This window comes from Micromonospora sp. CPCC 205546 (genome assembly GCF_036902715.1).
In the GTDB taxonomy this organism is placed as follows: Bacteria; Actinomycetota; Actinomycetes; order Mycobacteriales; family Micromonosporaceae; genus Micromonospora.
Genome location: NZ_JBAKHL010000007.1, coordinates 20256 through 42656, shown reverse-complemented (window position 1 = coordinate 42656; position 22401 = coordinate 20256). Strand labels below are relative to the sequence as shown.

Annotated in this window: 20 protein-coding genes; 6 read left to right on the top strand and 14 right to left on the bottom strand. The window is 73.3% G+C overall.

The genetic code is table 11. The annotated features are described in order from the left end of the window. Nucleotides 1-8: 8 nt before the first annotated feature. Entirely contained in the window at nt 9-1316 is a 1308-nt protein-coding gene (locus tag V6U77_RS06065) for a S8 family peptidase (RefSeq protein ID WP_334605192.1), read from the bottom strand. Nucleotides 1317-1489: 173 nt separating this feature from the next. Here V6U77_RS06065 and V6U77_RS06060 point away from each other — a divergent pair, with 173 nt between their 5' ends. Together V6U77_RS06060 and V6U77_RS06055 are read left to right on the top strand one after the other, a co-directional pair. Then, complete coding sequence (locus V6U77_RS06060; RefSeq protein ID WP_334605190.1) at nt 1490-4123, top strand: CHAT domain-containing protein; 2634 nt, start codon at nt 1490-1492, stop codon at nt 4121-4123. 97 nt (nt 4124-4220) lie between these two features. Further along, complete coding sequence (locus V6U77_RS06055) at nt 4221-4940, top strand: SanA/YdcF family protein (protein ID WP_334605189.1); 720 nt, start codon at nt 4221-4223, stop codon at nt 4938-4940. Between the two features lie 133 nt (nt 4941-5073). Here V6U77_RS06055 and V6U77_RS06050 read toward each other — a convergent pair whose 3' ends face one another. The 3 genes from V6U77_RS06050 to V6U77_RS06040 all read right to left on the bottom strand — a co-directional run bounded on the left by V6U77_RS06050 (nt 5074) and on the right by V6U77_RS06040 (nt 8561). After that, on the bottom strand, nt 5074-6459 hold the full coding sequence (locus V6U77_RS06050) for an endo-1,4-beta-xylanase (protein ID WP_334605188.1): 1386 nt from the start codon (nt 6457-6459) through the stop codon (nt 5074-5076). Between the two features lie 289 nt (nt 6460-6748). Then, nucleotides 6749-7615, bottom strand: a complete 867-nt coding sequence (locus V6U77_RS06045; RefSeq protein ID WP_334605187.1) for an ATP-grasp domain-containing protein — start codon at nt 7613-7615, stop codon at nt 6749-6751. Nucleotides 7616-7697: 82 nt separating this feature from the next. Further along, the gene (locus V6U77_RS06040; protein ID WP_334605186.1) at nt 7698-8561 is read right to left on the bottom strand and encodes a hypothetical protein; all 864 of its coding nucleotides are present in this window, start codon (nt 8559-8561) and stop codon (nt 7698-7700) included. Nucleotides 8562-8910: 349 nt separating this feature from the next. Between V6U77_RS06040 and V6U77_RS06035 the strand changes: the two genes are divergently transcribed. Further along, nucleotides 8911-10779: an adenylyl cyclase gene (locus tag V6U77_RS06035; protein WP_334605302.1), complete on the top strand. Its 1869-nt coding sequence runs from the start codon at nt 8911-8913 to the stop codon at nt 10777-10779. A 57-nt stretch (nt 10780-10836) separates the two neighbouring features. On the opposite strand, the gene V6U77_RS06030 is transcribed toward V6U77_RS06035, so the two are convergent. From V6U77_RS06030 to V6U77_RS06015, 4 genes are all read right to left on the bottom strand, one after another. Further along, on the bottom strand, nt 10837-11196 hold the full coding sequence (locus tag V6U77_RS06030) for a hypothetical protein (RefSeq protein ID WP_334605184.1): 360 nt from the start codon (nt 11194-11196) through the stop codon (nt 10837-10839). Between the two features lie 216 nt (nt 11197-11412). Further along, nucleotides 11413-12549: a CaiB/BaiF CoA transferase family protein gene (locus tag V6U77_RS06025; protein ID WP_334605183.1), complete on the bottom strand. Its 1137-nt coding sequence runs from the start codon at nt 12547-12549 to the stop codon at nt 11413-11415. 219 nt (nt 12550-12768) lie between these two features. Then, nucleotides 12769-14367, bottom strand: coding sequence for a glycoside hydrolase family 64 protein (locus V6U77_RS06020; protein WP_334605182.1), 1599 nt, complete (start codon nt 14365-14367; stop codon nt 12769-12771). A 251-nt stretch (nt 14368-14618) separates the two neighbouring features. Continuing rightward, nucleotides 14619-15011, bottom strand: a complete 393-nt coding sequence (locus V6U77_RS06015; RefSeq protein WP_334605181.1) for a hypothetical protein — start codon at nt 15009-15011, stop codon at nt 14619-14621. Between the two features lie 442 nt (nt 15012-15453). Between V6U77_RS06015 and V6U77_RS06010 the strand changes: the two genes are divergently transcribed. Then, entirely contained in the window at nt 15454-15933 is a 480-nt protein-coding gene (locus V6U77_RS06010; protein ID WP_334605179.1) for a barstar family protein, read from the top strand. Nucleotides 15934-15977: 44 nt separating this feature from the next. Here the strand turns inward: V6U77_RS06010 and V6U77_RS06005 are convergent, their stop codons facing one another. The 3 genes from V6U77_RS06005 to V6U77_RS05995 all read right to left on the bottom strand — a co-directional run bounded on the left by V6U77_RS06005 (nt 15978) and on the right by V6U77_RS05995 (nt 17997). Then, nucleotides 15978-16547, bottom strand: coding sequence for a hypothetical protein (locus V6U77_RS06005; protein ID WP_334605178.1), 570 nt, complete (start codon nt 16545-16547; stop codon nt 15978-15980). 159 nt (nt 16548-16706) lie between these two features. After that, nucleotides 16707-17168 (bottom strand): DinB family protein, encoded by a 462-nt coding sequence (locus V6U77_RS06000; protein WP_334605177.1) that lies wholly within the window; start codon nt 17166-17168, stop codon nt 16707-16709. A 223-nt stretch (nt 17169-17391) separates the two neighbouring features. Beyond that, entirely contained in the window at nt 17392-17997 is a 606-nt protein-coding gene (locus tag V6U77_RS05995; protein WP_334605175.1) for a YdeI/OmpD-associated family protein, read from the bottom strand. Nucleotides 17998-18269: 272 nt separating this feature from the next. On the opposite strand from V6U77_RS05995, the gene V6U77_RS05990 reads away from it, so the two are divergent. After that, complete coding sequence (locus V6U77_RS05990; RefSeq protein WP_334605174.1) at nt 18270-18800, top strand: GNAT family N-acetyltransferase; 531 nt, start codon at nt 18270-18272, stop codon at nt 18798-18800. Nucleotides 18801-18851: 51 nt separating this feature from the next. Here V6U77_RS05990 and V6U77_RS05985 read toward each other — a convergent pair whose 3' ends face one another. Further along, a complete protein-coding gene (locus V6U77_RS05985; protein WP_334605173.1) occupies nt 18852-19751 on the bottom strand; it encodes a phosphotransferase family protein in 900 nt (299 codons plus the stop codon). Between the two features lie 72 nt (nt 19752-19823). Further along, nucleotides 19824-20258, bottom strand: a complete 435-nt coding sequence (locus tag V6U77_RS05980) for a VOC family protein (protein WP_334605172.1) — start codon at nt 20256-20258, stop codon at nt 19824-19826. A gap of 243 nt (nt 20259-20501) precedes the next feature. Between V6U77_RS05980 and V6U77_RS05975 the strand changes: the two genes are divergently transcribed. Then, nucleotides 20502-21452, top strand: a complete 951-nt coding sequence (locus V6U77_RS05975) for a tetratricopeptide repeat protein (protein ID WP_334605171.1) — start codon at nt 20502-20504, stop codon at nt 21450-21452. A 31-nt stretch (nt 21453-21483) separates the two neighbouring features. On the opposite strand, the gene V6U77_RS05970 is transcribed toward V6U77_RS05975, so the two are convergent. After that, nucleotides 21484-22305: an SIR2 family NAD-dependent protein deacylase gene (locus V6U77_RS05970; RefSeq protein WP_334605170.1), complete on the bottom strand. Its 822-nt coding sequence runs from the start codon at nt 22303-22305 to the stop codon at nt 21484-21486. Between the last annotated feature and the right edge of the window lie 96 nt (nt 22306-22401).

Sequence of the window (22401 nt, the reverse complement as noted above, 5' to 3'; positions counted from 1 at the left end):
CGGTGGCCTCACGCGACGAGCACCCCGTAGTCGGGATGCCAGCGGGGGCTGGCGACCAGCGCGGCCTGGGCCGCCTCGGCGCCGAGCCCGGCGCCGGTCATCAGCGCCGCCAGCCGGCCGGCGACGTGGCCGGTGGCGAACGAGGTGCCGGCCCAGGCGGCGAAGCCGTCGAAGTGCCGGGTCGGCTGGCCCGGCAGCTCGAGCCGGCCCCGGACGTAGGTGCTGGTCCGGTCCCCCAGGGCGCAGGCGTCCACCCACTCCCCGTGGTTGCTGTACGACGCCGGCACCGGGCCGGTGGACCCGGCGCTCACCGCGCCCACTGCCAGGACCCGCTCCAGGGCGGCCGGCCAGGCCCGCCGGCTGGTGCCGGCGTTGCCCGCCGACGCCACCACGGCTCGGCCGGGCAGCGCGGCCAGCGCGTTGACCAGCGGCAGCGGAGGCTGATCGTCCTGGGTGAAGTAGCCCAGCGAGAGGTTGACCACGGACACCTGCGGACCGAGCCGGCCGAGGGCGGCGACCAGCATCTCCTCGTCTCCGACGCCGGTGGCGTTCAGCGCGGCCTCGGGATCGAGACGTACGCCCGGCGCGGCCTGCCGGACCAGCCCGGCGACGAAGGTGCCGTGACCGCCCTGCAGCGCCAGCACGTCGGCGCCGACGTAGACCGCGTCCTCGTCGTCGACCTCGGCCAGATAGCTGCCGCCCAGCCACAACGGATGCCGGGAGCCGGCCTGCCGCCAGATGCCGGTGTCACAGATCCCCACCGTCACTCCGGCCCCCTCGCCGGCGCGCGCCGGATCCGGCGCCGGCAGGGCGGCGGCGACCCGGGGTGGCCCGCCGGGGTTGCCCATGATGTTGCCGAAGCCGACCAGGACGTGGTGCGGCTGGACCAGTGGAACCGGCTGACCGGGCCACTGCTGCGGGTCGCGGAGCCTGGTCACCAGCGCCGGAATGTCGGTCTCGGCGGCGAAGCGGAGCCGGGCGACGCCGCCAAAGCCGACGCCCTCGGTGACCGGATGGCCGTAGCTGCGCAGCCGGCTCATCACCCGGGACACGTCCGGGCGGGCCACCAGCAGCTGCCGGGGCCGGTAGAGGAACTCGCGGCCGGTCAGGTCGTGGCGGCGCAGGTCGGGGTCGGCGGTCAGGGTCTCCAGGAAGACCCGCTGGTAGGTGGCGTCGGGCGACTCGCCGGCGACGGCCGTCGTGCCTCTCCCGACGAGGCCGAGCGGTGCCGCGGCGGCGAGGGCGGACCAGGTCATCACCTGCCGGCGGGACAACCCGGCCGGCGGGGGCGACGCGTACGGGTCGTCAGGCGGCACCGGTCCTCCAGGCGGTCGAAGATGCGTGGTCGGCGACGGGCCGCGGCAACTACGGAATCGCTGTGCGAGGTACCCGGCGATTATCTCAGAGCATAGTCGGCTGTCAATTGATGGCCGGTCAGGCGACATTCCCTCGATTGACCGGGGAGCGTGACTGCGGGATTCTTCCTGGTATGGCCGACAGCGCCGCTCCCGGTGCCGTCCCGGCCCAGGCCGCACTCGACGCCGTGCAGCGCTACCCCCGTGAGGCGATCGCGATCGGCCGCCGGATCCTCGCGGCCGGCCACGCCGACGCCGACGAGCGGTCCACCGCCGAACGCGCCATCGGGCTGGCCCTACGGGAGCTCAACGACCTGCCGGGGGCCCTGCGGCACCTCCGCCGGGCGGTGCGCGTCACCGACTCGCCCCGGGTGCGGGCACTGGCCCGGATGAGCCTCGGTTACGTCCTGGCCAACGCCGGGCGCACCGGCGCGGCGCTGCGCGCCGTGACCCTGGCGCTTCCCCGGCTGACCGGCGCCGACGCCGGCCGCGCCCGGATGCAGCGGGGCGTCGTGCTGCACTACCGCGGGCGGTTCGACGAGGCGGTGCGGGACTACGGCATCGCCGTGGAGATCGCCCAGCGCGAGGGCGACCTGCTGCTGGAGGCGCGGGCCCGCAACAACCGCGGGCTGCTCAACGCCCACCGGGGCACCGGCGGCAACGCCGACGACGACCTGTTCCGCTCGGCGGCCATCTTCCGCCGGCTCGGGCTCGACCTGGCCGCCGCCGACGCCGGCTGGAACATCGGCATCGCCGCCGGTCAGCGCGGCGACGTCGCGGGCGCGCTGCGCAGCTTCGCCACCGTCGACGACGAGTACCGCCGGCTGTCGGTGCCCAGGCCGGCGCTGCTGTTGGACCGCTTCGAACTGCTGCTCTCGGTACCGCTGGTCGACGAGGCGGTCGAGGTCGCCACCTCCGCCGTGACGGAGCTGCGCCGCCGCGGCATGGCCTCGGATCTCGCCGAGGCACTGCTGGCGCGGGCCCGGGCGGCGCTGCTCGCCGGTGACCTGGACACCGCCGCCACCGCCGCCGCCTCGGCGCGGGCCCGCTTCCGTCGCCAGGGACGCCGCATCTGGGCCGCCTTCGCCCGACACGTCGAGCTGCGCGCCGAGTTCGCCCTGGGCACCCGGTCGGCGGCCCTGCTCACCGCCATGGTGCGCACCGCGACGCAGCTCGACGCCACCGGCTGGCCCTCGCCGGCCCTGACCACCCGCATCGAGGCCGCCCGGCTGGCCGAGGCGCTGGGCCGGCCCGCCCGGGCGGCCGAGCTGCTGGCGGTGGCGGCCCGGGCCCACCGCCGGGGCACCGCGCCCCACCGGGCCCAGGGTTGGTACGCGCTCGCCCTGCGCCGCCGACTCGACGGTGACCTGCCCGGCGCGGCCCGGGCCCTGCGCCGGGGGCTGGCGGTGCTCGACGGCCACCGGGCTTCCCTCGGCGCCACGGAGCTACGCGCGCACAGCGGGGCGTACGGGCGCGAACTGGCCGCCGAGGGGCTGGACATCGCCGTGCGCACCGGCACGCCCGCCCAGGTGCTGGCCTGGACGGAACGCTGGCGGGCCAACGCCCTGCGCATGCGCGCGGCGCAGCCACCGCAGGACCCCGAGCTGGCCACGGCCCTCGCCGAACTGCGGATGGTGAGCACCGCACTGGAGGACGCGTTGCTCGCCGGCCAACCGGTGCACGCCCTGCGACGCAGTCAGGGCCGGCTCGAACAGCGCATCCGGGAGCTGGCCCGGGGAGCCGACGGCGGAACCGGGACGGTCGGCGACGCCGGTCTGGTGGCACCGCCCACGGTGCGCGTCCTCGCCGCCGCGCTCGGGGACGCCGTGCTGCTGGAACTGGTCGCGCACGGGCCCCGGCTACGGGCGGTACTGCTCCGCGACGGCCGGACCAGCCTGCACGACCTCGGCCCGCTCGACGAGGCGCTGCGTCGGGCCCGCCTGCACCGCTTCGGGCTGCGCCGGCTGGTCACCACCGGCGACTCGGCCAGCGCCTGGGCCGGCGTCGAGTTCGCCACCACCGCGCTGGACCAGCAGCTCTTCGACCCGGTGCGCCGGCTCCTGGGCGACCGGCCTCTGGTGATCGTCCCGATCGGCGCACTGCACGCCGTACCGTGGTCGAGCTTGCCGACCTGCGCCGGCCGGCCGGTGACGGTGGCGCCCTCGGCGACGGCCTGGTTGCGCGCCGTCGGCCGGATCGTCCCGGCCGGCCCACCGGTGCTGGTGGCCGGGCCCCGGCTGCCTGCCGCCGAGACCGAGGTACGCCAGCTCGGCGCGGCCCTGCCCGACGCCCGTCACCTGACCGGCCGCGCCGCCACCGCCGGCGCGGTCACCGACGCGCTGAACGGAACCGGGCTCGCGCACATCGCCGCACACGGCGCCTTCCGCGCCGACAACCCGCTCTTCTCCACCCTCGAACTGGCCGACGGGCCGTTGACCGCGTACGAGTTGGAGCGGCTGACCCGCCCACCGGGCTGCGTGGTGCTCTCGGCCTGCGACTCGGGCCTCTCCGGCGTCCGACCCGGCGACGAGATCATGGGCTTCACCGCCGTACTGCTGGCCCTCGGTGCCCGCAGCCTGGTCGCCACCGTGTTGCCGGTCCCGGCCGAACCGACCACCGCGCTGATGCTGGACCTGCACCGACGGATGCGTGCCGGCGCCGCCCCGGCGGTGGCCCTCGCCGACGCCCAACGCGCGTTCGCCACCGCCGGCGGTGACGGCGCCGCCCATGCCACCGCCGCCGCCTTCGTCTGCTTCGGCGCCGGCTGAGCGGCGGGGAGTCTTTGCGGGCGGCACCGGGCAGGCCGCCCGGAGCGGCCCCGTTGCCGCAAGATCGGTCGTCCCCCGGCCCTGGGATACTCGTCCCATGCGGATTCGACGCCCCCGTCCGGCCCGAGGACCCCGCCCGGCCGACGGCAGGCGGGTGCGCTGGCTGCGGCGCGCCGTCGTCGCGGCCGTCGTCGGCGCCACGCTGCTGACCGGTGCGACCGCGGCCAGTGTCCGATGGATCCGCGACGGCGCGCAGGGCCACATCTTCGCCGAACAGGACGTTCCCGAGGCCCCGGTCGCCCTGGTGCTGGGCACCAAGGTCTACCCCGACGGAACCCCCTCGCCGTTCCTCGCCGCCCGGCTGGAGATCGCCCGGCGCCTGCTCACCGCCGGCAAGGTGCGCGCGATCCTGCTCTCCGGCGACAACATGAACCCGGACTACGACGAGCCGGGCGCGATGCGGCGTTGGCTGGTCGACAACGGCGTGCCCGCCGCGCGGGTGGTGCTGGACCACGCCGGCTTCGACACGTACGACTCGTGCGCCCGCGCGAAGCGGGTCTTCGGGGTGGACCGGGCGACGGTGGTGACCCAGTCCTTCCACCTGCCCCGGGCCGTGACGGTGTGCCGGCGGCTCGGCGTGGACGCCAGCGGAGTCGGCGACGAGACCGTCCGCCGGTACGACCGGACATGGCGGATCAGCTCCACCCGCGAGTACGGCGCCTGCGTGAAGGCCGCCGTGGACCTCCTCTCCGGCCGCGACCCGGTCCATCTCGGCCGCCGCGAGACCGGGGTGCAGGACGCGCTACGCGGCGCGTGAGGCCTGTCCCCTCCGGCTCCGCCGGCCCCCCGGCCTGTCGCGGCAGGCCCGCAGCCCACGTCAGGTGGACGAGCGCGGCCGTACGGGGTGGACGGCCCGGCGCGGGCTGACCCGCGCCGGGCCGCGACACGGGTCAGCCCGCGGTGCAGGCGGGAGTGCCGCTCGGGCCGGTGCCGGTGCCCTGGAAGCCGAACTCGGTGGCCGTCCCGGCGGAGAGCCGGCCGTTGTAGTCGACGTTGCGGAACGTCACGGCGCCGCTGGTGCCGGTGGCGCGCGCGTTCCACGTGTTGGTGACCGTCGCGCCGCCCGGCAGGGTGAGGGCGACCGCCCAGCCGTCGATCGCCGTGGCGCCGGCGGTGACGCGTACGGTGGCGACGAAACCGCCGTTCCACGAGTTCAGCGACACCGTCGCGGCGCAGCCGTCGGACGGCGGCGGGGTGCTCGGCGGCGCGGTGGTGGGCGGCGGGGTGGCGCCGCCGTTCAGGGCCTCGAGGGTGGCGAAGTACGCCGGCTTCTTGTTGCCGCTGCCGTCGAAGAGCAGCGGGGTGCCGCTGGCCCGCCAGGAGTCGGTGTCCCGGATGCCCCACACGGTGATGCCGGTGCAGCGGGCCACGGCGAGGCAGTCGTCGACCACGTTGCGGTAGGCGGTGGCCTGGCTGCTGCCGGAGCCCTCGATGTCCAGCTCGGTGATCTGGACGTCGACGCCGAGCGCGGCGAAGCTCGACAGGGTGGTGCGGTAGTTGCCCGGGTAGGGCGAGGCGCTGTTGAAGTGCGACTGGAGGCCGACGCAGTCGATCGGCACGCCCCGGGCCTTGAAGTCGCGGACCATGTCGTAGACGGCCCGGGTCTTGGCGTGCGACCAGTCGTCGGTGTTGTAGTCGTTGTAGCAGAGCTTCGCGCCGGGGTCGGCGGCGCGCGCGGCGCGGAACGCCACCTCGATCCAGTCGTTGCCGGTGCGTTGCAGGTTCGAGTCGCGGCGGGCCCCGCTGCCGCCGTCGGCGAACGCCTCGTTCACCACGTCCCAGGAGTGGATCTTGCCTCGATAGTAGGTCGCCACCTGGGTGACGTGGTTGACCATCGCCTGGCGTAGCGCGCTGCCGGTGAGGTTCTGCGCCCACCCCGGCTGCTGGGAGTGCCAGGCCAGGGCGTGGCCGCGCACCTGCATCCCGTTGGCGCGGGCGTGGTTGACGATCCGGTCGGCGTTGGCGAAGTTGAACTGCCCCTGGGTCGGCTCGGTGGCGTCCCACTTCATCTCGTTCTCGGGGGTGACCGAGGTGAACTCCCGGTTCAGGATCCCGACGTACGTGGCGTCGGAGAGCTTGTGGGCGGCCACCGCGGCGCCGAAGTAGCGCCCCTTCTCGGCGGCGGACGCCCCCAGGGTCGTACCGGCGTTGGCGCTGGACGCCACCGCCACCGTCGCGGCGACGACGGAGAGACCGACCACGGCCGACGCCAGCGCGACGCGTGGCCGCCGACGGGCGACCGGGCGCCCGTCGGCGGGAATGGGATTGTTGTCCATGGCAGAGCCTTTCGATGGACCGGACGGATGAGCAAGGCCGCCTCGTCAACCGCCCGCCACGGTGCGGGGCCGGCGCAGTGGTCGCCCGGAGACCACGCCGGCGTCAGCATCCTCGACACCGTGAGTTGATCGAAGCCCTTCCATCGGACCGTATCGGAAAGGGTCCGGAAGCTCAACGTCCGGTTATCGGGTTCTTCCGGGAATCACTCCCCGGACCGACCCGCCCGCAGCGGTCACACCCTGGTCACCGCCGCTTCGGAGTGGCCGGCAGGACCGAAAGTTTCGAACGTCAGCTCCTACCGCACAGGACTCCCACCAGCGCGGCCGGCTCCATGGTGGAGGGCCGGTCGCTGACCTGGCCGTCGCCGAGTTCGACGATCCGCCAGACGCCGTCGGCGCGTGGGGCAAGGTCCACCGTCACGAACGGCAGCCCCAGCGCCGCCACCGGCCCGCTCACCGTACGCGGGTCGAACGCCTCGGGCGGCGCGTCGTACGGGGTGTCGGGATGGGCGCCGACCAGGACGCAGACGCCGTCCACCCACCACGTACGGACCTCGGCGCCGGTGAACCGCTCGAACCGGCGCAGGACCAGGCCGCCGACGAGGTCGTTCCCGCGCAACTCGAGGAAGCGGCTCGCGACCCGCCACGCGGCCTCGCCGTCGTCGAGATCCGGAATGAACGCCGCCTCGTGCCAGTGGTGCTTCATCGACTTGGTGAAGTCGCGCAGCACCGCCGGCCCACCGCCGAGCGCGCGCCGCGCCCGGTCGAACTCGGCCCGCTGCGCCCCGGCCGTCCACGCCGAGCGGGGCGTCAGCTCGGCCAGCCCCGGATACCAGCCCGGCAGCTCGTGCGCGCGCCGGTACTGCTCACCGGTCGTACGCAGGGTGACACCCCGGCTGGCCAACGCGTCGGCGAGGGCGGCGTACCGCTCGCTGCGCAGCATCCAGCCGCGGTAGACCGCGTCGCCCTCGACCGTCACCCGCGCCACCGCGCGCCGCACGTCGTCACCCCGGGCCAACGCGTCGTGGTCGACGACGGCGACGTCGACGCCGACATCCTGGGCGGCGCACGCCTCCGGGGCGAAGTGGGCGTCCGGGCGACGCGGCCGTAGCGGGTCCGCGGGAACGATCAACAGCACGGTGGGATGCTCCCTCATCGGCGCTGACATGGCGAGGGCCGCCGGGGGCACGGCGAAGCGCGCGCGCTGTTCCCGGTGACGGGCGCCCCCGAGAGCGGGTTCAGGACCTTGCCGCCGGTGTGACCCGTGCCCCTCGCGGCGAGGCGGTCAGGCCCGCCACGAGCAGCAGGTACGCGAGCAACTCCACCGCTGCCGTGAGCGCCGCGACGGGCTGCGGCATCGACGGCGTGGGCGTGATGGCGTACCAGGCGAACAGGGCGGTGCGGTCACCTGCGCCCAGCGGCAGCGACAGCACGCCGACGCTGGCGTCCAGCTGCGGCAGCGCGACCAGTGCCAGCAGCACCGCGCCGGCCGAGGCGAGCCGCCGACCGTGACCGGCCAGCACCGCGGCGAGCACCAGCGCGGCCAGCCCGAGCGCCACCGGCGGCAGCACGGACAGGATCACCGCGGTCACCACGTCGCCGACGTCGATCGCGTACCACCGGCCTTCGGCGCGTACGGCGAGCCAGACGTCGACGACCCGGATCACGGCATATCCCGTGATCAGCACAGCGGCCACCGACGCGGCGGCCAACGGGCGCGGCCGCCAGCCGCCGGATCGCCACACCACGAGCAGCAGCACGACCGCCGCCAACGACGCCCACGACGCGGACAGAGCAAACTCCACACCGGACGACACGTCGATGCCGTCGCCTGGCCGCGACACCTTCCACCCGTAGCCGTCGCGGTCCGGCTCGGCCGGCATCGTCCGGACCGCGTCCACGAGCAGCACCGCGAGAGCGGCCGGCAGCGCCCGACCGGGGGCACGTGGGCCGCCGAGCACGGCGCAGGCCAGCAGCAAGGCGACAGCCAGCACCTCGGCGTAGCGCCACACCGGACGGGCGGTCAGGATGCCGGCGACGTGCACCGCGGCGCAGGCCGCAGCCGCGGTCGTGAGGAGGGGGGCAGGGCGCACGGGCCGCATCCTGTCACGGGCCGCCGCCGATCGCTGCCCCCGGCGGCGACGCCGGAACGCGAGGGTTCGAAGGTGCCGTACGCACACCTTTCCTGATCGCGGCGGCGCAGCGGTAGCGCCCGACGGATCGACAGGGTAGAAACATGCCAACCCTTCTTTCACGACGTAATGCATGTCGCGACGGCGAGAGAGCGCTCTCACGGTGGCGCTGTCCCACCGCCGCCGCCCCAGCGGGCAGGTCGACGACGACCGCCGCGAGCGGCAACCGGCGCAGCCACCCGCGCCGCGCCGCGCACCTCCCCACCACGTCGCCGAGCCCGGCACCCGTCCCGGCCGGCGGAGAGGACCAACGATGAGGATGCAGTCCCCCGACGCGCGACGGCGGCTCCGCCGGGCGCTCGCCCTCGGCGTGGCGCTGACGGCGATCGCCGCAACCACCGGCACGGCCGCCACCGCAGGACCGGCCCGCCACGGCACCCCGGACTTCGGCCCCAACGTGACGATCTTCGATCCCGACACACCGGTCGCCGAGATCCAGGCGACCCTGGACGCGGCGCACGCCCGGCAGGTCGACGCCGAGATGGGCACCGCGCGGCACGCGTACCTCTTCAAGCCCGGCAGCTACGGCACGGCCACGCAGCCCCTGCAGGTGAAGGTCGGCTACTACACCGAGGTCTCCGGCCTGGGCGCCTCCCCCACCGACGTCACCGTCAACGGCAAGATCGAGACCTACAACCGCTGCCTCGAAGGCGGCGGGACCGGTAACTGCATCGCGCTGGTCAACTTCTGGCGCACCCTGTCCAACCTGTCGCTGTCGATCAACGCCACCGGCCAGGACGGCTGCCGCTCCTCGGCGAACTTCTGGGCCGTGTCCCAGGCGGTGTCCATGCGCCGCCTCGACGTCAGCGGCGGCGGCCTGTCCCTGATGGACTACTGCACGGCCGGCCCGCAGTACGCCAGCGGCGGCTTCATCGCCGACTCCCGGCTGCCCGCCACCACCAACGGCTCGCAGCAGCAGTGGCTGACCCGCAACAGCGAGGTCGAAAGCTGGTCCAACGCGGTGTGGAACCAGGTCTTCGCGGGCACCGTGGGCGCGCCCGACGACGCCGGCTTTCCCGACCCGCCGTACACCACGCTGGACACCACGCCCCTGAGCAGGGAGAAGCCCTACCTGTTCGTCGACGACCGCGGCCGGTACCAGGTCCGCGTCCCCGCCGCCCGGCGCGACGCCCGGGGCGTCTCCTGGGGCGACGGCGTGACGCCGGGCCGCACCATCGGCATCCGGGACTTCTTCATCGCCAGGCCGTCCGACCCGGTACACGTGATCAACAGCCAGCTCGCCCGCGGCAAGCACCTGCTGCTCACCCCGGGCGTGTACGACATCGCCCGCAGCATCGAGGTCAAGCGGCCCGACACCGTGGTCCTCGGCATCGGCCACGCCACGCTGACGGCCGTGGGCGGCGCCGTTCCGCTCGACGTCGCCGGCGTGCCCGGTGTGGTCGTCGCCGGGGTGACCGTCGACGCCGGCCCCACGGAGTCGCCCGTGCTGCTGCGGGTCGGTCGCAAGCACGGCCGCAACGCCAGCACCCCGCGCAACCCGATCACGCTCTCCGACGTGTACTTCCGCGTCGGCGGGCCGCACGTCGGCCGCACGCACACCGCGCTGGAGGTCAACGCCGACCACGTCCTGATCGACCACACCTGGGTGTGGCGCGCCGACCACGGCGTCGAGGGCTTCACCGAGGGCGTCAACGGCGACACCGATCGCTGGCGGACGAACACCGGCCGCTACGGCGCCGTCGTCAACGGCGACCACGTGACGGCCACCGGCCTGTTCGTCGAGCACTTCCAGCGACACAACACGGTCTGGAACGGCGAGCACGGCACGACGGTGCTCTACCAGAACGAGCTGCCGTACGACCCGCCGACGCAGGCCGACTGGATGAACGGCGAAGTCGAGGGCTGGGCCGGATACAAGGTCGGCGACCGGGTGCGGCACCACACGCTGCACGGCGGCGGGGTGTACGTGTTCAACCAGAACAATCCGTCGATCCGCACCGAGAACGGCTTCGAGGTCCCCGTCACCCCGGGCGTCAGGCTGCACCACGTCATGACCGTCAACCTGAGCGCCGGCACGATCGACCACGTGGTCAACGGCGTGGGCGCGGCGGCCGACATGACGCGGGTCGGCGAACCGGTCTACGTCACGCGGTATCCCGCCCCGTAGCCCCCGCGCGGCACCGGGTCGGACGGGGCGCGCACCCCGCCCCGCCCGACCCGGTCGTCAGCCGGCGCAGTTGTTGTTGCGCGCGGGCTGGGTCAGCTTCTCCTGGGTGCCGAACTTCGCGTAGACCCGCAGGTAGCACGGCAGGTCGACGTCGCCGTAGTAGCTCTGCACCTCGTTGTCGTAGTGCGTGGTGCCGCTCTGCGCGACCTGCCAGCCGCCGGCGTCGCCGGACTGGATCTCCCAGTAGACGTCGCCCGAGCAGCCCTGCAGGCCCTGCGACCAGGCGATGATGTTGGCCCCGTTGTAGATCTCGGACTGCACCAGGGTGCAGCTCGCCGCCTGCGCCGGGGCGCCGCCCGCGAGCAGCCCCACGGTCAGCATCGCTGCGGCTCCGATCGCCGACATCACTTTGCGCATGCTCGATCTCCTCCACGATGGACGGCAGGTGGTCCATCGGAGGGTATCCCGATCCGAAGATTGTCTCCATGGCCACGGTCGATGTCGGCGAAAACTTTTACCGGTTCGCCCGGGGGCGCTCGCGCGGCCGCCCGCCGGCTCCGACCGCACCATGGCACCGGAGACCACGTACGTGACCGGCGGAGGGCCCGCGCGGCGGCGGCGCCGCCTGCGCGCTCAGCCGGACAGCCAGTCGCGGATCTCGTCGCCGTGCTCGTCGAGACCCGGCGGCGGCAGGTCGTAGCGCGGCGGGGTGGCGGTGAGGCCGATGGGGTTGCGGATGCCGGGCACGCCACCGGTGGTGACCACCGGGTCCAGCCCGAGTGCCCGGGCCAGGTCGACACCGCCGGCGACGGTGTTGATCGGGGCGCACGGCACGCCTGCCGCGCGCAGGTCCCGGAACCACTCGTCGCGGGTCCGCTCGACCAGCCGCGCGACCAGGAGGGGCCGCAGGGCCTCCCGGTTGACCGTGCGGTCCTGGTTGCGCCCGAACCGCGGGTCGTCGGGCAGGCCCGGCAGGCCGAGCACCTGGCACAGCTTGCGGAACTGCCCGTCGTTGCCGGCGATGACGACGAGGTCACCGTCGGCGGTGGGCAGCGGTTCGTACGGGAACAGGCTCGGATGGCCGTTGCCCATCCGGAACGGTGTCGCGCCGCCGGCGACGTGGCCGCTGGTCTGGTTGACCAGGCCGGAGAGCGCGGAGGAGAGCAGGTCCACCTGCACGTGCTGGCCGGTGCCGCTGTGGTCGCGGTGGCGCAGGGCGGCGAGGATGCCGACGGTCGCGTGCAGGCCCGCGATCACGTCGAACACGGCGACCCCGGCCTTGTAGGGCGGGCCGTCCGGCTCGCCGGTGAGGCTCATCAGACCGGACGCGGCCTGGACCACGAGGTCGTAGCCGGGCAGGTCGGCGCCGCCACCGGCGCCGAATCCGCTGATCGAGGCGTAGACGATCCGCTCGTTGACGGCCGCGACGGCCTCGTAGTCGAGGCCGAAGCGTCGCAGCCCGCCGGGCCGGAAGTTCTGGATCATGACGTCGGCGCGGCGGGCGAGTTCCCGGGCGACGCCCAGGTCGTCGGGCTCGGCGAGGTCGAGGGCGATGGACCGCTTGTTGCGGTTCACGCCGAGGTAGTAGGTGGAGGTGCCCTCCCGCACGGGCGGCGTCCAGGCCCGGGTGTCGTCCCCGCCGGGCCCTTCCACCTTGATCACCTCGGCGCCGAGGTCGGCCAGGAGCATCGTCGCGTACGGGCCGGCGAGGATGCGCGAGAAGTCGGCGACGAGGACGCCGCCGAGGGGCCCGGACCGTTGCTCCCCCATCGCCGCTCCCCCTCCCGTCGACGCCACGGCCGGCGCGGCGGGCCTCGTGGCACCTGCCGGGTGCCCGGCGCCCGACGCGGCCGGACAGCAGGACCACCATGGCACAGCGGGCGCGACGGACGTCGGTCGCCCTCGTCGGCACCGTCCGCGGTGCGCGACGAGGACGACGGTGCGGGCCGGGGCGGACGGCGGCGGGATCGCCGCCGTCCGCCGAGCGGGTCAGCCCTTGCGCCACTTCTGGTTGGCGGTGCCCGCGCAGTCCCAGAGCTGGAGCTTCGCGCCGTCGGCGCTGTTCCACTCTCGGATGTCGACGCACCTGCCGGCCTGGACGTTGACCAGGTCGCCGGCCGCGGTCAGGGTGAACCGCTGCGCGCCCGTGCCGTTGCACGTGTAGAGCTGGACGACCGCGCCGTTGCCGGTCGCGCCGCCGTCGACGTCCATGCACTTGTTGTTCTGGCTGCGCAGGGTGTCGCCGGTGAACGTCCACTTCTGCGCGTCGGTGCCGTTGCAGTTCCACATCTGCAACTGCGCGCGGTCGACGAAGTTCGCGTTCGGCACGTCGATGCACTTGTTGTTCCAGTTGCTCAGCACGGGTACCGCACCGCCGGGGTTCCCCGGTCCGCTGCCGCCCGCGCCGAAGGGGCTCAGGACGATCCCGGCCGCGCGGGGGTCGCCGTCGTGGACCAGGGACTCGAACGCGCCGACGTCGTCGAAGGCGAAGGCGTACGCCTTGCCGTCGGTCATGTTGGCGTGGATGACGCGGGCGTAGTGGTTGGTCGGGTTGTTGCGGTAGAACTCGGCGGCGTTGGTGCTGGGCTGGGTGTCGACGGTGCCGAGCGTGCCCCGGTTCAGCGCGGCGCAGAGCGTGCGGGAGATCGGACCGACGACCGGGTCGTTGGGTGCGGGCAGGTCGCCGTCGCAGCCCCAGACGCTCGCCGACGAGGGCCGGTTGAAGGAGGCGACCACCTGACCGGCGCTGTTGGTGAAGGTCATGACGTTGCCGGACGTCCGGCCGAAGTAGCGGATGTTCGGCTGGTCGGCGAACGGCACCACGGTCAGCGTCCTGGTCGTGTACGCGTTCCACGCCGACGCGATGTAGGAGTCCAGGTAGGTGGCGCTGAACAGGCCGGCGCCGGCCGCCTTGCCGGGCGCGAGCACCCGCAGCACCGTCCCGTCGGAGCGGGTGTGAACCGTGTTGGCCCAGCCCGGCTGCGACCGGATCCCCTCGATGATCGCGTTGCGGCCGCCCGCGACGACGTCGCCCGTGCGCTTGGTGACACCGGTGGCGCCGGTCACCGTGACCGCGTGCGGCACCGCGAACATGTCGACCTGCGAGCTGTTGAGCCACAGTCCGGCGTCGTTGTAGGTGAACTCACTCCAGTCGAACAGGATGTCGCGGTTGGCGTCGCCGGCCGCCCACGGCGCGGGCTGGACGAGGCCGTCCGGGGTGAGGAAGAACTTGAGCTTCTCACCGAAGGAGAAGTAGACGCGGCCGGAGAAGCCACGCGGGAAACGGATGGTCGCGCTGCCGCCGTTGCCGGGGCCCGGGATCGAGGCGTCCGGCGCGGGCGACGGCGGGAGCTGCCCGCCCGACCACGGGACGAAGGTGCCGGCCTGGTCGACGTAGCCGAGGCGGCCGCTGGAGAGCTGCACGCCGATCACGTACAGGTGCACGGCCTCGCCCCGGCCGGTGCTGTTGGTGACCGTGACGGGAAGCAGCGCCGGGCCGACGGCCTGGGCGGGGGACGCGGCGAGGGTCACCGGGACGGCGGCGACCAGCGCGGACACGGCGGCGAGCAGCCTTCTTCGGAACTTCACGAACTCCTCCTCGGGGACGGTGGAAAGTGAAGAGAGCGCTCTCTCAGCGTCGGTCGGAAGCGGTGCCCCTGTCAATAGACGTACGTAAATGACCGTCGTCGACACCCCCGCGACCCGGCCCTCCGTCGCGCCGCCGTCAGGTCACTTGCCCCTGCCCCCGGGGGCCAAGGCCCGGGTCAGCCCCGGGGAGTTGGCGCGGACGTGTAGCGAGCCCCGCCGGCGACGCGCGCTCCGCGGCGATGTGCGAGCACTCACCGGCCGGCGGTGGCGAGGTCCTCGCCGCTGATCACGCAGCACCCGAACATGTCGCCGAGGACGGCTCGTTGGTGCTCCGTGAGCGGGTTCACGAACACCGCGACACCGGCCGCCGCGGCCCGGCACGCCTGCGCGATCTCGCGCGCCCTGCCCGGGCTGAGCAGTGTTCGCCGCGAGAACGGCAGAGCCATCTTGGCCGCACCGCCACTCGAGACACCCCGCCGCTGGACGTGCCGGCTCACCACCCGCCCGCCGCGGGCCTGCACGGAGGCCGCCAGCACGTCGAGCTTCGTGCTGAACTCCTTGTCCTTCGCCGAGAACAGGCCCACGAGCGCCACGTCGGCGCCCGCCAGCACGAAGACCGGTGACTCAATCGGGTATCGCCGCACCGGGCCATGGTGTCAGGCGCCGCCGGGCACCGCTCATCGGCACGACCGCGTGCTGGGCACGCGTCGAATCGTCGTCGCCCTCCGGCCATTCGACCACGGGCAGGCCGGGCAGCCCGAGCAGTGGCGAGACGGTCTCGTTCGCTTCCCCCATCCACGTCGTCGCCCAGACCAACGGGCAGCCAGGACTCGCAGCCGGCGACCATCGTTCGGATCGAGCCGATCGAGCAGGGGGTTACCGGGACCGTCCAGCGGCGGCGTGACCGCACCCCCCCGGGGACGCCTGCGGTCGACCGGCCGGGCCCTGAACGGGATCAGCGTTCCGTCCACGTCGAGGAAGATCAAGGGACAGCTGGCAGGACCGGGCAGCACGGATCGCACCGTATCGTGGGCAGAGCAGAGCTGGGCGGATGCCCGCCGACTACGTCGACCGTGGCGGGGATGGATGACAGACGACTGGTGGCACCGCTCCGCTGATCAGCTCGCAGTCTGCTCGCGCAGCGCCGTGGTGGAACTGACAGCGGTGCTGCCGGCAACCGGCAGATTCGTTGTCGTCCATCTCGACGCGACGAGGATGAGCGATGCGGACCACGCCTTCCACGAGTTCTCGGACGCGCTGCTCTTTCCTAGCTACTTCGGCTGGAACTGGGCAGCGTTGTCCGAATGCCTCCGCGACCTGAACTGGTTACCTGCGGACGGCTATCTGATCGTTGTCGACAACGCTCCCCGGTTGCTGTCGGACGGTGCCAGGGATCGGGACACCCTGTTCCAGATCCTCTCTCAGGCCGTCCACTACTGGGCCAGCCCGCTCGGCCGGCCCAACGGCAATGGAGTCCCGTTCAAGGTGCTGCTGCTGTGTGACCTCGACGAGGAGGCAGCACTGCTGCGGCAGGAGATCGCTTCGGCGGTCCACAACCTGCGGTAATCGTCGAGGCCCGCAACCGCCGCCGGGCGCGGGGGTACCAGGAATCAGCTGACAGCGAGATTGCGGCATACCCACTGGTTCACCTGGCGACGACCACGCAGTCGGACCACCGCAACCTCCTCGTCGCGCCGGTCGAGCAGTGCGGCGATCCGCCTGCCCGGGCCGCCGTGCGCACGCCACGCCCACCGGATGACATGCTCGGGATCGGTGAACACCGTGCGGAGCGCTGGCTCGACGTTGCCGTTCCACAGCTGTTCGCGCCGAACCCTACGGGCGACCGTACGCACGATGACCTGCCGCATCACCAGGCGGCGCGGATGGTCGAGCCAGAGGACCAGGTCGGCCTTGCTCTGGAGGATGTCCCCGAGTTTGGCGGTGTACTGCCACTCGGTCACCCACCGCGGCTGTGCCACGAACTGTTCGACCTCGTGCCTGAACGTCGGGCGCGGCACCCAGTTCTCTCCGTGATGCAACGCGTCGAGCTCGACCCGGGGAAGCCGCCAGGACTGGGCGATCAGCGTGGCCAGGCTCGTCTTGCCCGCGCCGGACGTGCCTGCGACCAAGACGCGGCGCGGCCTCCAGGGCAGCGGGTCGTTCCAGCGCAGCAGCGGCACCCGCACACAGTAGATCAGCCGCCGCGGGAGCTGGCCCCGTCGGCTGCACCGTACTCGTGGTCCGACCAACCCACCCGTCGGAGCAGGTCCGGGTCCGGTCCCACCGGGTGCCTGACGGCCCGCCGCCTGTCGTCGTGCGCGATGGGCGGCGTCCCCGCACTACTCGTTGACGAGCTGCTCTCGAAGGATGTCGGCGTGCCCACAGTGCTGGGCGAGCTCGCGCAGCACGTGCAGATACACCCACCGCAGCGGAAGTGGGCCCCGCCGGTGCCCGTGCAGGATGTCGTCCAGACCCAGGCGTGACGTCGCTCGGCGTGACGCTTCGCAGGCCTCGCGGTGCGCGTGCTGGACGGTGGCGATCGTGTCGTCGTCGTCGAGGATGAACGACTCCTCCGACGCCGCGGGGATGCCGATCTCCGCGCGCGACCTGCACGTGACGGCCTCGTCGAACCAGACCTTCTCGACGAAGGTCGCGTGCTTCACCAGACCCAGCAGCGTGGTCCGGGAGGCCACCAACGATCGGCGCGCCTGTTCCTCCGTCAGCCCGTCCAGGCAGCCGTTGAGCGCGCCACGGTGCTCGTCGAGGAACGCCTCGAACTGGGCACGGAAGGGCTGTGCCACGACCTCATCGGCAAAGGTGGGCGGGTAGGAAGGCATGGGCGAAGCATCCCAGACGACACTCAGGCACAGCCAGCGGACATCGGCACGAGCGGTCGGCTGGCGTGTCGGCATCGCAGGCGCGGCCCCTGACGCCCGCTCGGCGGGAGATCCGTCTGCGCAACGCAGCGTCGAGCTTCCTGCCGGACCTCGATCACGGTCGGAAACCCATGATCATGAAGACCGATCACGGCGAGTTCTGAGGCTTGGCCTTCTGCGGGTAGATCGTCTCGTGACGGGCCAGCATGGCGACGAACTCGCCGATCTTCCGCTCTCGGGTCTGCGCCCGTTTGACGGCATTGACGCGGTGGATGAGAGCGAAGCGGTTGGTCTTGGTGAGTACGTCGAACATGGCCTGGGCAGCGGGGTCGGCAGCGACGGCGGCGAGCAGGTCGGCCGGCACCTCGGCTTCCGACGGCGGGGCGTAGGCGGCCGCCCACCGCCCGTCCGCCTTCGCGGCTTCCACGGCGGCGCGGCCCGAGGGCAGCATCCGCCCCTGCGCCTCCAGCCGGGCCACGTGCGCGACGTTGCGTTGTGACCAGGAGCTGCGGGGCCTGCGCGGGGTGAACCGGATCCAGGAACTTTGCTCGTCCCGTTTCCGGGCCTGCCCGTCGATCCAGCCGAAACACAGGGCCTCGTCGACCGCCTGCTGCCAGGTCAAGGTCGTGACCGTGCCGCCCTTTCTGGTCAGGGCGAGCCACACGCCGGGTGACGTGGCGTGGTTGGCCGACAACCACGCACGCAGCGCGTCGGCGTCCGCGACGATCAACTCATCCAGTTCGGCACTCGCCATGCCGGCAGGCTATCGCTACGCCGTGACCGCAGCCTCTTCCCGTTGGACCGCCCGGCTCGTCGGGCGACCGGCGCGCCGGTCGTTCGGCGGACCGTCAGGGGCAGGACCTCGACGCTCGGGACGGTCCCGACGTCGGGCCGGCATGCCGGGCTCCTCGGGCACGTGCCGGTCGCGGCGGGCGTCGTCGGACGGTGGCGGCGATCCGTGACGCGCGGCCGGCGGCAGATGCGTGCGAGGGAAAACGCTGCTCGGCGCTGGCTAGATTGGCTCGCATGCGCACCATCGCGAGCGACCACCTCCTGCTGCGCCCCTGGCGCGACGAGGACGCCGACTTCCTTCTGGATCTCGAGTCGCGCTGGGAGGTCGTGCGGTTCCTGGGCGCACAGCCCAGGATCATGAACAACCGCGAGGACGCCCTCGCCTCGATCGCACGCCGACGCGCCATCGACGATCCGATCCACGGGATCTGGGCCATCACCACGGCGGCGGACGGCCGACTGGTGGGAAACCTCCTGCTCAAGCCGATTCCCCTGTCGGCCGGGGAACCGGCCGGCGGGCCGACCGACGTCGAGATCGGCTGGCACCTGCATCCGGACGCCTGGGGGCACGGCTACGCCACCGAGGCGGCGGCGGCGGTCCTGGAAGACGCGTTCGGCCGGGGCCTGACGAGGGTCGTCGCGGTCACGGATCCGGACAACCGTGCCTCCCAGGCCGTCTGCCGGCGGCTCGGGATGACGCACCTCGGCCGGACGACGAGGTACTACGACACGCCGAACGAACTCTTCGAGAAGCTGGCCGGCTGACCGGCAAGGACCGTGCCCGGGTCGAGCATCGGGCGGGATCCGGTCGGGTCGTCAGTGAGTTCGTAGGACCTGCTCGAGGCGCTGTTCGAGCCGGCTGCGGGCGAGGTCGTCGCTGACGTCCAGCCCGGAGTCGCGCCATGGCTGGACGACCTTCGCCGGGTCCGGCAGGTAGCCGACGATGTCCATGACGTTCCAGTACCGGAACTCGTCCTCGTCGTGGCGGCCCCCGGCCCGGCGCCGGTACACGTTCGTGAATCTGACCCCGGCCTCGACGCCGTGCAACATGGCCAGATGGGTGGCGGCGTGCGCGACGTCCAGGCTCGCCGGTCCCCACGACGTCTCGACCCAGTCCACCACGCCGCTGACCCGCCCCTGCGACCACAGCAGGTTCCCCAGGTGGAAGTCCCGGTGCAGGAACGTGCCGGCATAGGCCGGCGCGGGTTGCTCCAGCAGTGCGAACGCCTGACTCCACAGCTGTCGCCGCTGCGCCCACGGCGGCATGATGCGTTTGCCCGGCGTCGCCCACGACTGGTACTCCCGTGGCCTGTCCGGCCCGGGATCGAACTGGTGAATGTCCACGAGCACCTGTGCCAGTGCCGCCAGGACGTCGTCCGCGGCAGAATTCAGGCACAGCCGCCCGGGCAGCCAGGACATGAGGTGTGCCGGTGCCCCGGCGGTGTCTCCGGACAGATCGAGGGCGATACTGCGGGGCACCGGGATCGACGACCGTCGCAGTTGCCGCTGGACAGCCACCTCTCGGGAGAGCAGCCCGGCGGCGTGTCGGCGCCACGGCTCCCTCGTCATCAGCCGGAGTACCGCCTGCTCGCCGTCGTGTCCGGTCAGGCCCAGCATGGTCGACGTCCAGCCACCGGTGAGAGGCCGCACCATGGTCGTCCGACGCCGCCACGTCGACTCGGCCCAGCGGATGCCCACCTCGGTCGCACTTCCCACACGCACCACTCCGTCATCGACGGGCGAACTACTACCCAGTCGACTTCGCGAAGGTGCCACGTTCGCGGCCGCTCAGTCGAGACAGAACTCGTTGCCCTCGACGTCCTGCATCACGAGGCACGACTCGTTGACGCCATCGGCGCGCAGCAGTCGCACGCGTACCGCGCCGAGCGCGACCAGTCGCGCGCATTCGGCCTCGAGTGCGGCCAGGCGCTCCTCGCCCACGAGCCCGGTGCCGGCCCGCACGTCGAGATGCACCCGGTTCTTGACGACCTTGCCTTCGGGAACACGCTGGAAGAACAGTCGCGGCCCCACACCCGAGGGATCGACGCAGGCGAACGCCGAACCCTGCCGCTCAGGCGGCAGCGCGCGATCGAAGTCGTCCCAGGTGGCGAACCCCTCCGGCGGCGGCGGCACGACGTACCCCAACACCTCGCACCAGAAACGGGCGACGCGCTCGGGTTCCGCGCAGTCGAAGGTGACCTGGAACTGCTTGACCGATGCCATCGCTCCACCATAGAGCCGGGGCCTCGCGTCGGCTCCCACCGGCCCGCCCCCGCCAGGTCGTGTCGCGTGCGGCCGGCCCTGGACCACGGGTGCCACCTCGACCCGTGGGATGACGATCGCCTCCGTCGGGCACCGGCACGTGGACCGGGCGAACTCGCCGCCACTGGCGCGAGCGTGGCCGGTCACGCCCGTCGGGACGCGTACCGCGAAGGTGGGGCGGGACGACGACCGTAGGGTGGCGGCGTGACCTTGACTCCTGCCACCGCCCCGTCCGCCCCCGGCGACGCGTTGCTCGCCGAGACCGAGCGGGCGGCGGCCGCCGACCCGCTCGACCCCGCGTACGTCGAAGGGCTGTGCCGTGAGATCGACGGCCGGATCGTGCGCGGCGACGTGATGATCGGCATCCTGCCGGTCCGGGCGTACGAGGTGCTCGTCCGCGGCTACCTGACCGCCGCGCGGGCCGGCCGCAGCGACGCGTGGGTGGTCCTGGGACGCCGGCTGCTCAGCCTGCCGGTCGGGCAGCCGCCGGCATGGCCGTCACCGCACCCGTTCCCCACGAGCGGGAACGACGTGCTGGACGCGGCCCTGCGCTGCTTCGCCGAGGCCGCCGGGCACGGCAACCGCGAGGGCGCGTACCTGTTCGCCGCCGTCGGCCGGGAGGCCGTGGGCCGCGTCGGGCGGTACGCGCTGACGCTGCTCGAGCCGCTGCGCGCCGACGACCCCACCGGGGAGGCACGCTACTGGTCGGGCATCCTGCACTACCTGCTGGGCGAGGGCGAGGCGGCGGTCGCCTACCACCAGCGGGCCGCCGAGGCCGGCAACGCCGACGCGATGTTCGAGTTGCACGTCCTGCACGACACCGGGGACGCGGTGGCGCGCGACGAGGCGGTGGCCAGGCAGTGGCTGCTGCGCGCCGCCGACCTGGAGCACCCCCGTGCCCTCTACAACGTCGCCGCCGGGCACGCCAGCGGGCGCGGTTTCCCCCGCGACGAGGCCGTCGCCGCCGGCTGGTACGAGCGGGCGGCGAACGCCGGGAACGCCCGGGCCGCGGCCACGCTGGGCGTGATGTGCCTGCTCGGCTCCGGGGTGCCCACCGACACCTCCCGCGCCGCCCAGTGGTTCGACCGGGCCGAGGAGCAGGGATTCGACGTCGACGGCTGGCTGGAGCAGCTGGGCATGAGCCGACCCTCCTGACCCGGCGGTGCCCGGCCCCGGCCGGGCACCGTCACACCTGGTCGGCGGCGGGACCGGTCACCTCCGGGTCGAGGCCGTGCGTCCCGCCGTCGCCCCAGGCGGCCCGCGCGAGGGCGGGAAGCACCTGGGCGGCCGGGCCGCGCAGGTTCACCCCCGCCACGGCGTCCAGGGGTGTCTCCTGCGGGTTGACCTGCAGCACCGTGGCGCCGCAGCGGGCTGCCACCCGGGGGATCTCGGCGGCGGGATACACCAGGCCCGAGGTGCCCACGGTCAGCAGAAGCTCGCAGGTGGACGCCGCCTCCACGGCGGCCTCCAACGCGGCGCTCGGCAACGCCTCACCGAACCACACCACCCCGGGCCGGACGAGCCCCCCGCAGCTCGCGCACCCGGGCGGGGCGAGGCGGCGGCCGTCGCTTGGTTCCCGCGGCACCTCGACCGACGTCGGCGCGGGCCGGTCACAGGCCGAGCAGCGGGGCGCGAACAGGCTGCCGTGCAGGTGGATCGGCGCGACGGAGCCGGCCCGCTCGTGCAGGTCGTCGACGTTCTGCGTGACGACGACCGCGCCGGGGACGCGTGCCTCGATCGCGGCCACGGCCACGTGGGCGGCGTTCGGGCGGGCCCGCCCCACGATGGCGCGTCGCCACTCGTACCAGCCCCAGACCAGGGCGGGATCGTCGCGGAAGGCCGCCGGCGTGGCGAGCCGCTGTGCGTCGAAGCTGTGCCACAGGCCCGTGAGGGCGTCGCGGAAGGTCGGCACACCGCTCTCCGCCGAGACGCCCGCGCCGGTGAAGACCACGACCCGCCGCGCCTGCGCCAACAGCGCCGCGGCCTCTGTCACCGAACGCTTCCCCATCTGGCCCGCTCCCTTCGCCACGACACGCGCCAGGGCACATCGTCGCGCGTTCCGTCACCGCCCGGCGGGCGGACGTCCACGCCACGGACGCGACCT

Bases quoted from the DNA above. Each gene is read 5' to 3' on its own strand.
- V6U77_RS06060 (WP_334605190.1), top strand. From the start codon at position 1,490: ATGGCCGACAGCGCCGCTCCCGGTGCCGTCCCGGCCCAGGCCGCACTC.
- V6U77_RS06055 (WP_334605189.1), top strand. From the start codon at position 4,221: ATGCGGATTCGACGCCCCCGTCCGGCCCGAGGACCCCGCCCGGCCGAC.
- V6U77_RS06050 (WP_334605188.1), bottom strand. From the start codon at position 6,459: ATGGACAACAATCCCATTCCCGCCGACGGGCGCCCGGTCGCCCGTCGG.
- V6U77_RS06045 (WP_334605187.1), bottom strand. From the start codon at position 7,615: ATGAGGGAGCATCCCACCGTGCTGTTGATCGTTCCCGCGGACCCGCTA.
- V6U77_RS06040 (WP_334605186.1), bottom strand. From the start codon at position 8,561: ATGCGGCCCGTGCGCCCTGCCCCCCTCCTCACGACCGCGGCTGCGGCC.
- V6U77_RS06035 (WP_334605302.1), top strand. From the start codon at position 8,911: ATGCAGTCCCCCGACGCGCGACGGCGGCTCCGCCGGGCGCTCGCCCTC.
- V6U77_RS06030 (WP_334605184.1), bottom strand. From the start codon at position 11,196: ATGCGCAAAGTGATGTCGGCGATCGGAGCCGCAGCGATGCTGACCGTG.
- V6U77_RS06025 (WP_334605183.1), bottom strand. From the start codon at position 12,549: ATGGGGGAGCAACGGTCCGGGCCCCTCGGCGGCGTCCTCGTCGCCGAC.
- V6U77_RS06010 (WP_334605179.1), top strand. From the start codon at position 15,454: ATGACAGACGACTGGTGGCACCGCTCCGCTGATCAGCTCGCAGTCTGC.
- V6U77_RS05995 (WP_334605175.1), bottom strand. From the start codon at position 17,997: ATGGCGAGTGCCGAACTGGATGAGTTGATCGTCGCGGACGCCGACGCG.
- V6U77_RS05990 (WP_334605174.1), top strand. From the start codon at position 18,270: ATGCGCACCATCGCGAGCGACCACCTCCTGCTGCGCCCCTGGCGCGAC.
- V6U77_RS05980 (WP_334605172.1), bottom strand. From the start codon at position 20,258: ATGGCATCGGTCAAGCAGTTCCAGGTCACCTTCGACTGCGCGGAACCC.
- V6U77_RS05970 (WP_334605170.1), bottom strand. From the start codon at position 22,305: ATGGGGAAGCGTTCGGTGACAGAGGCCGCGGCGCTGTTGGCGCAGGCG.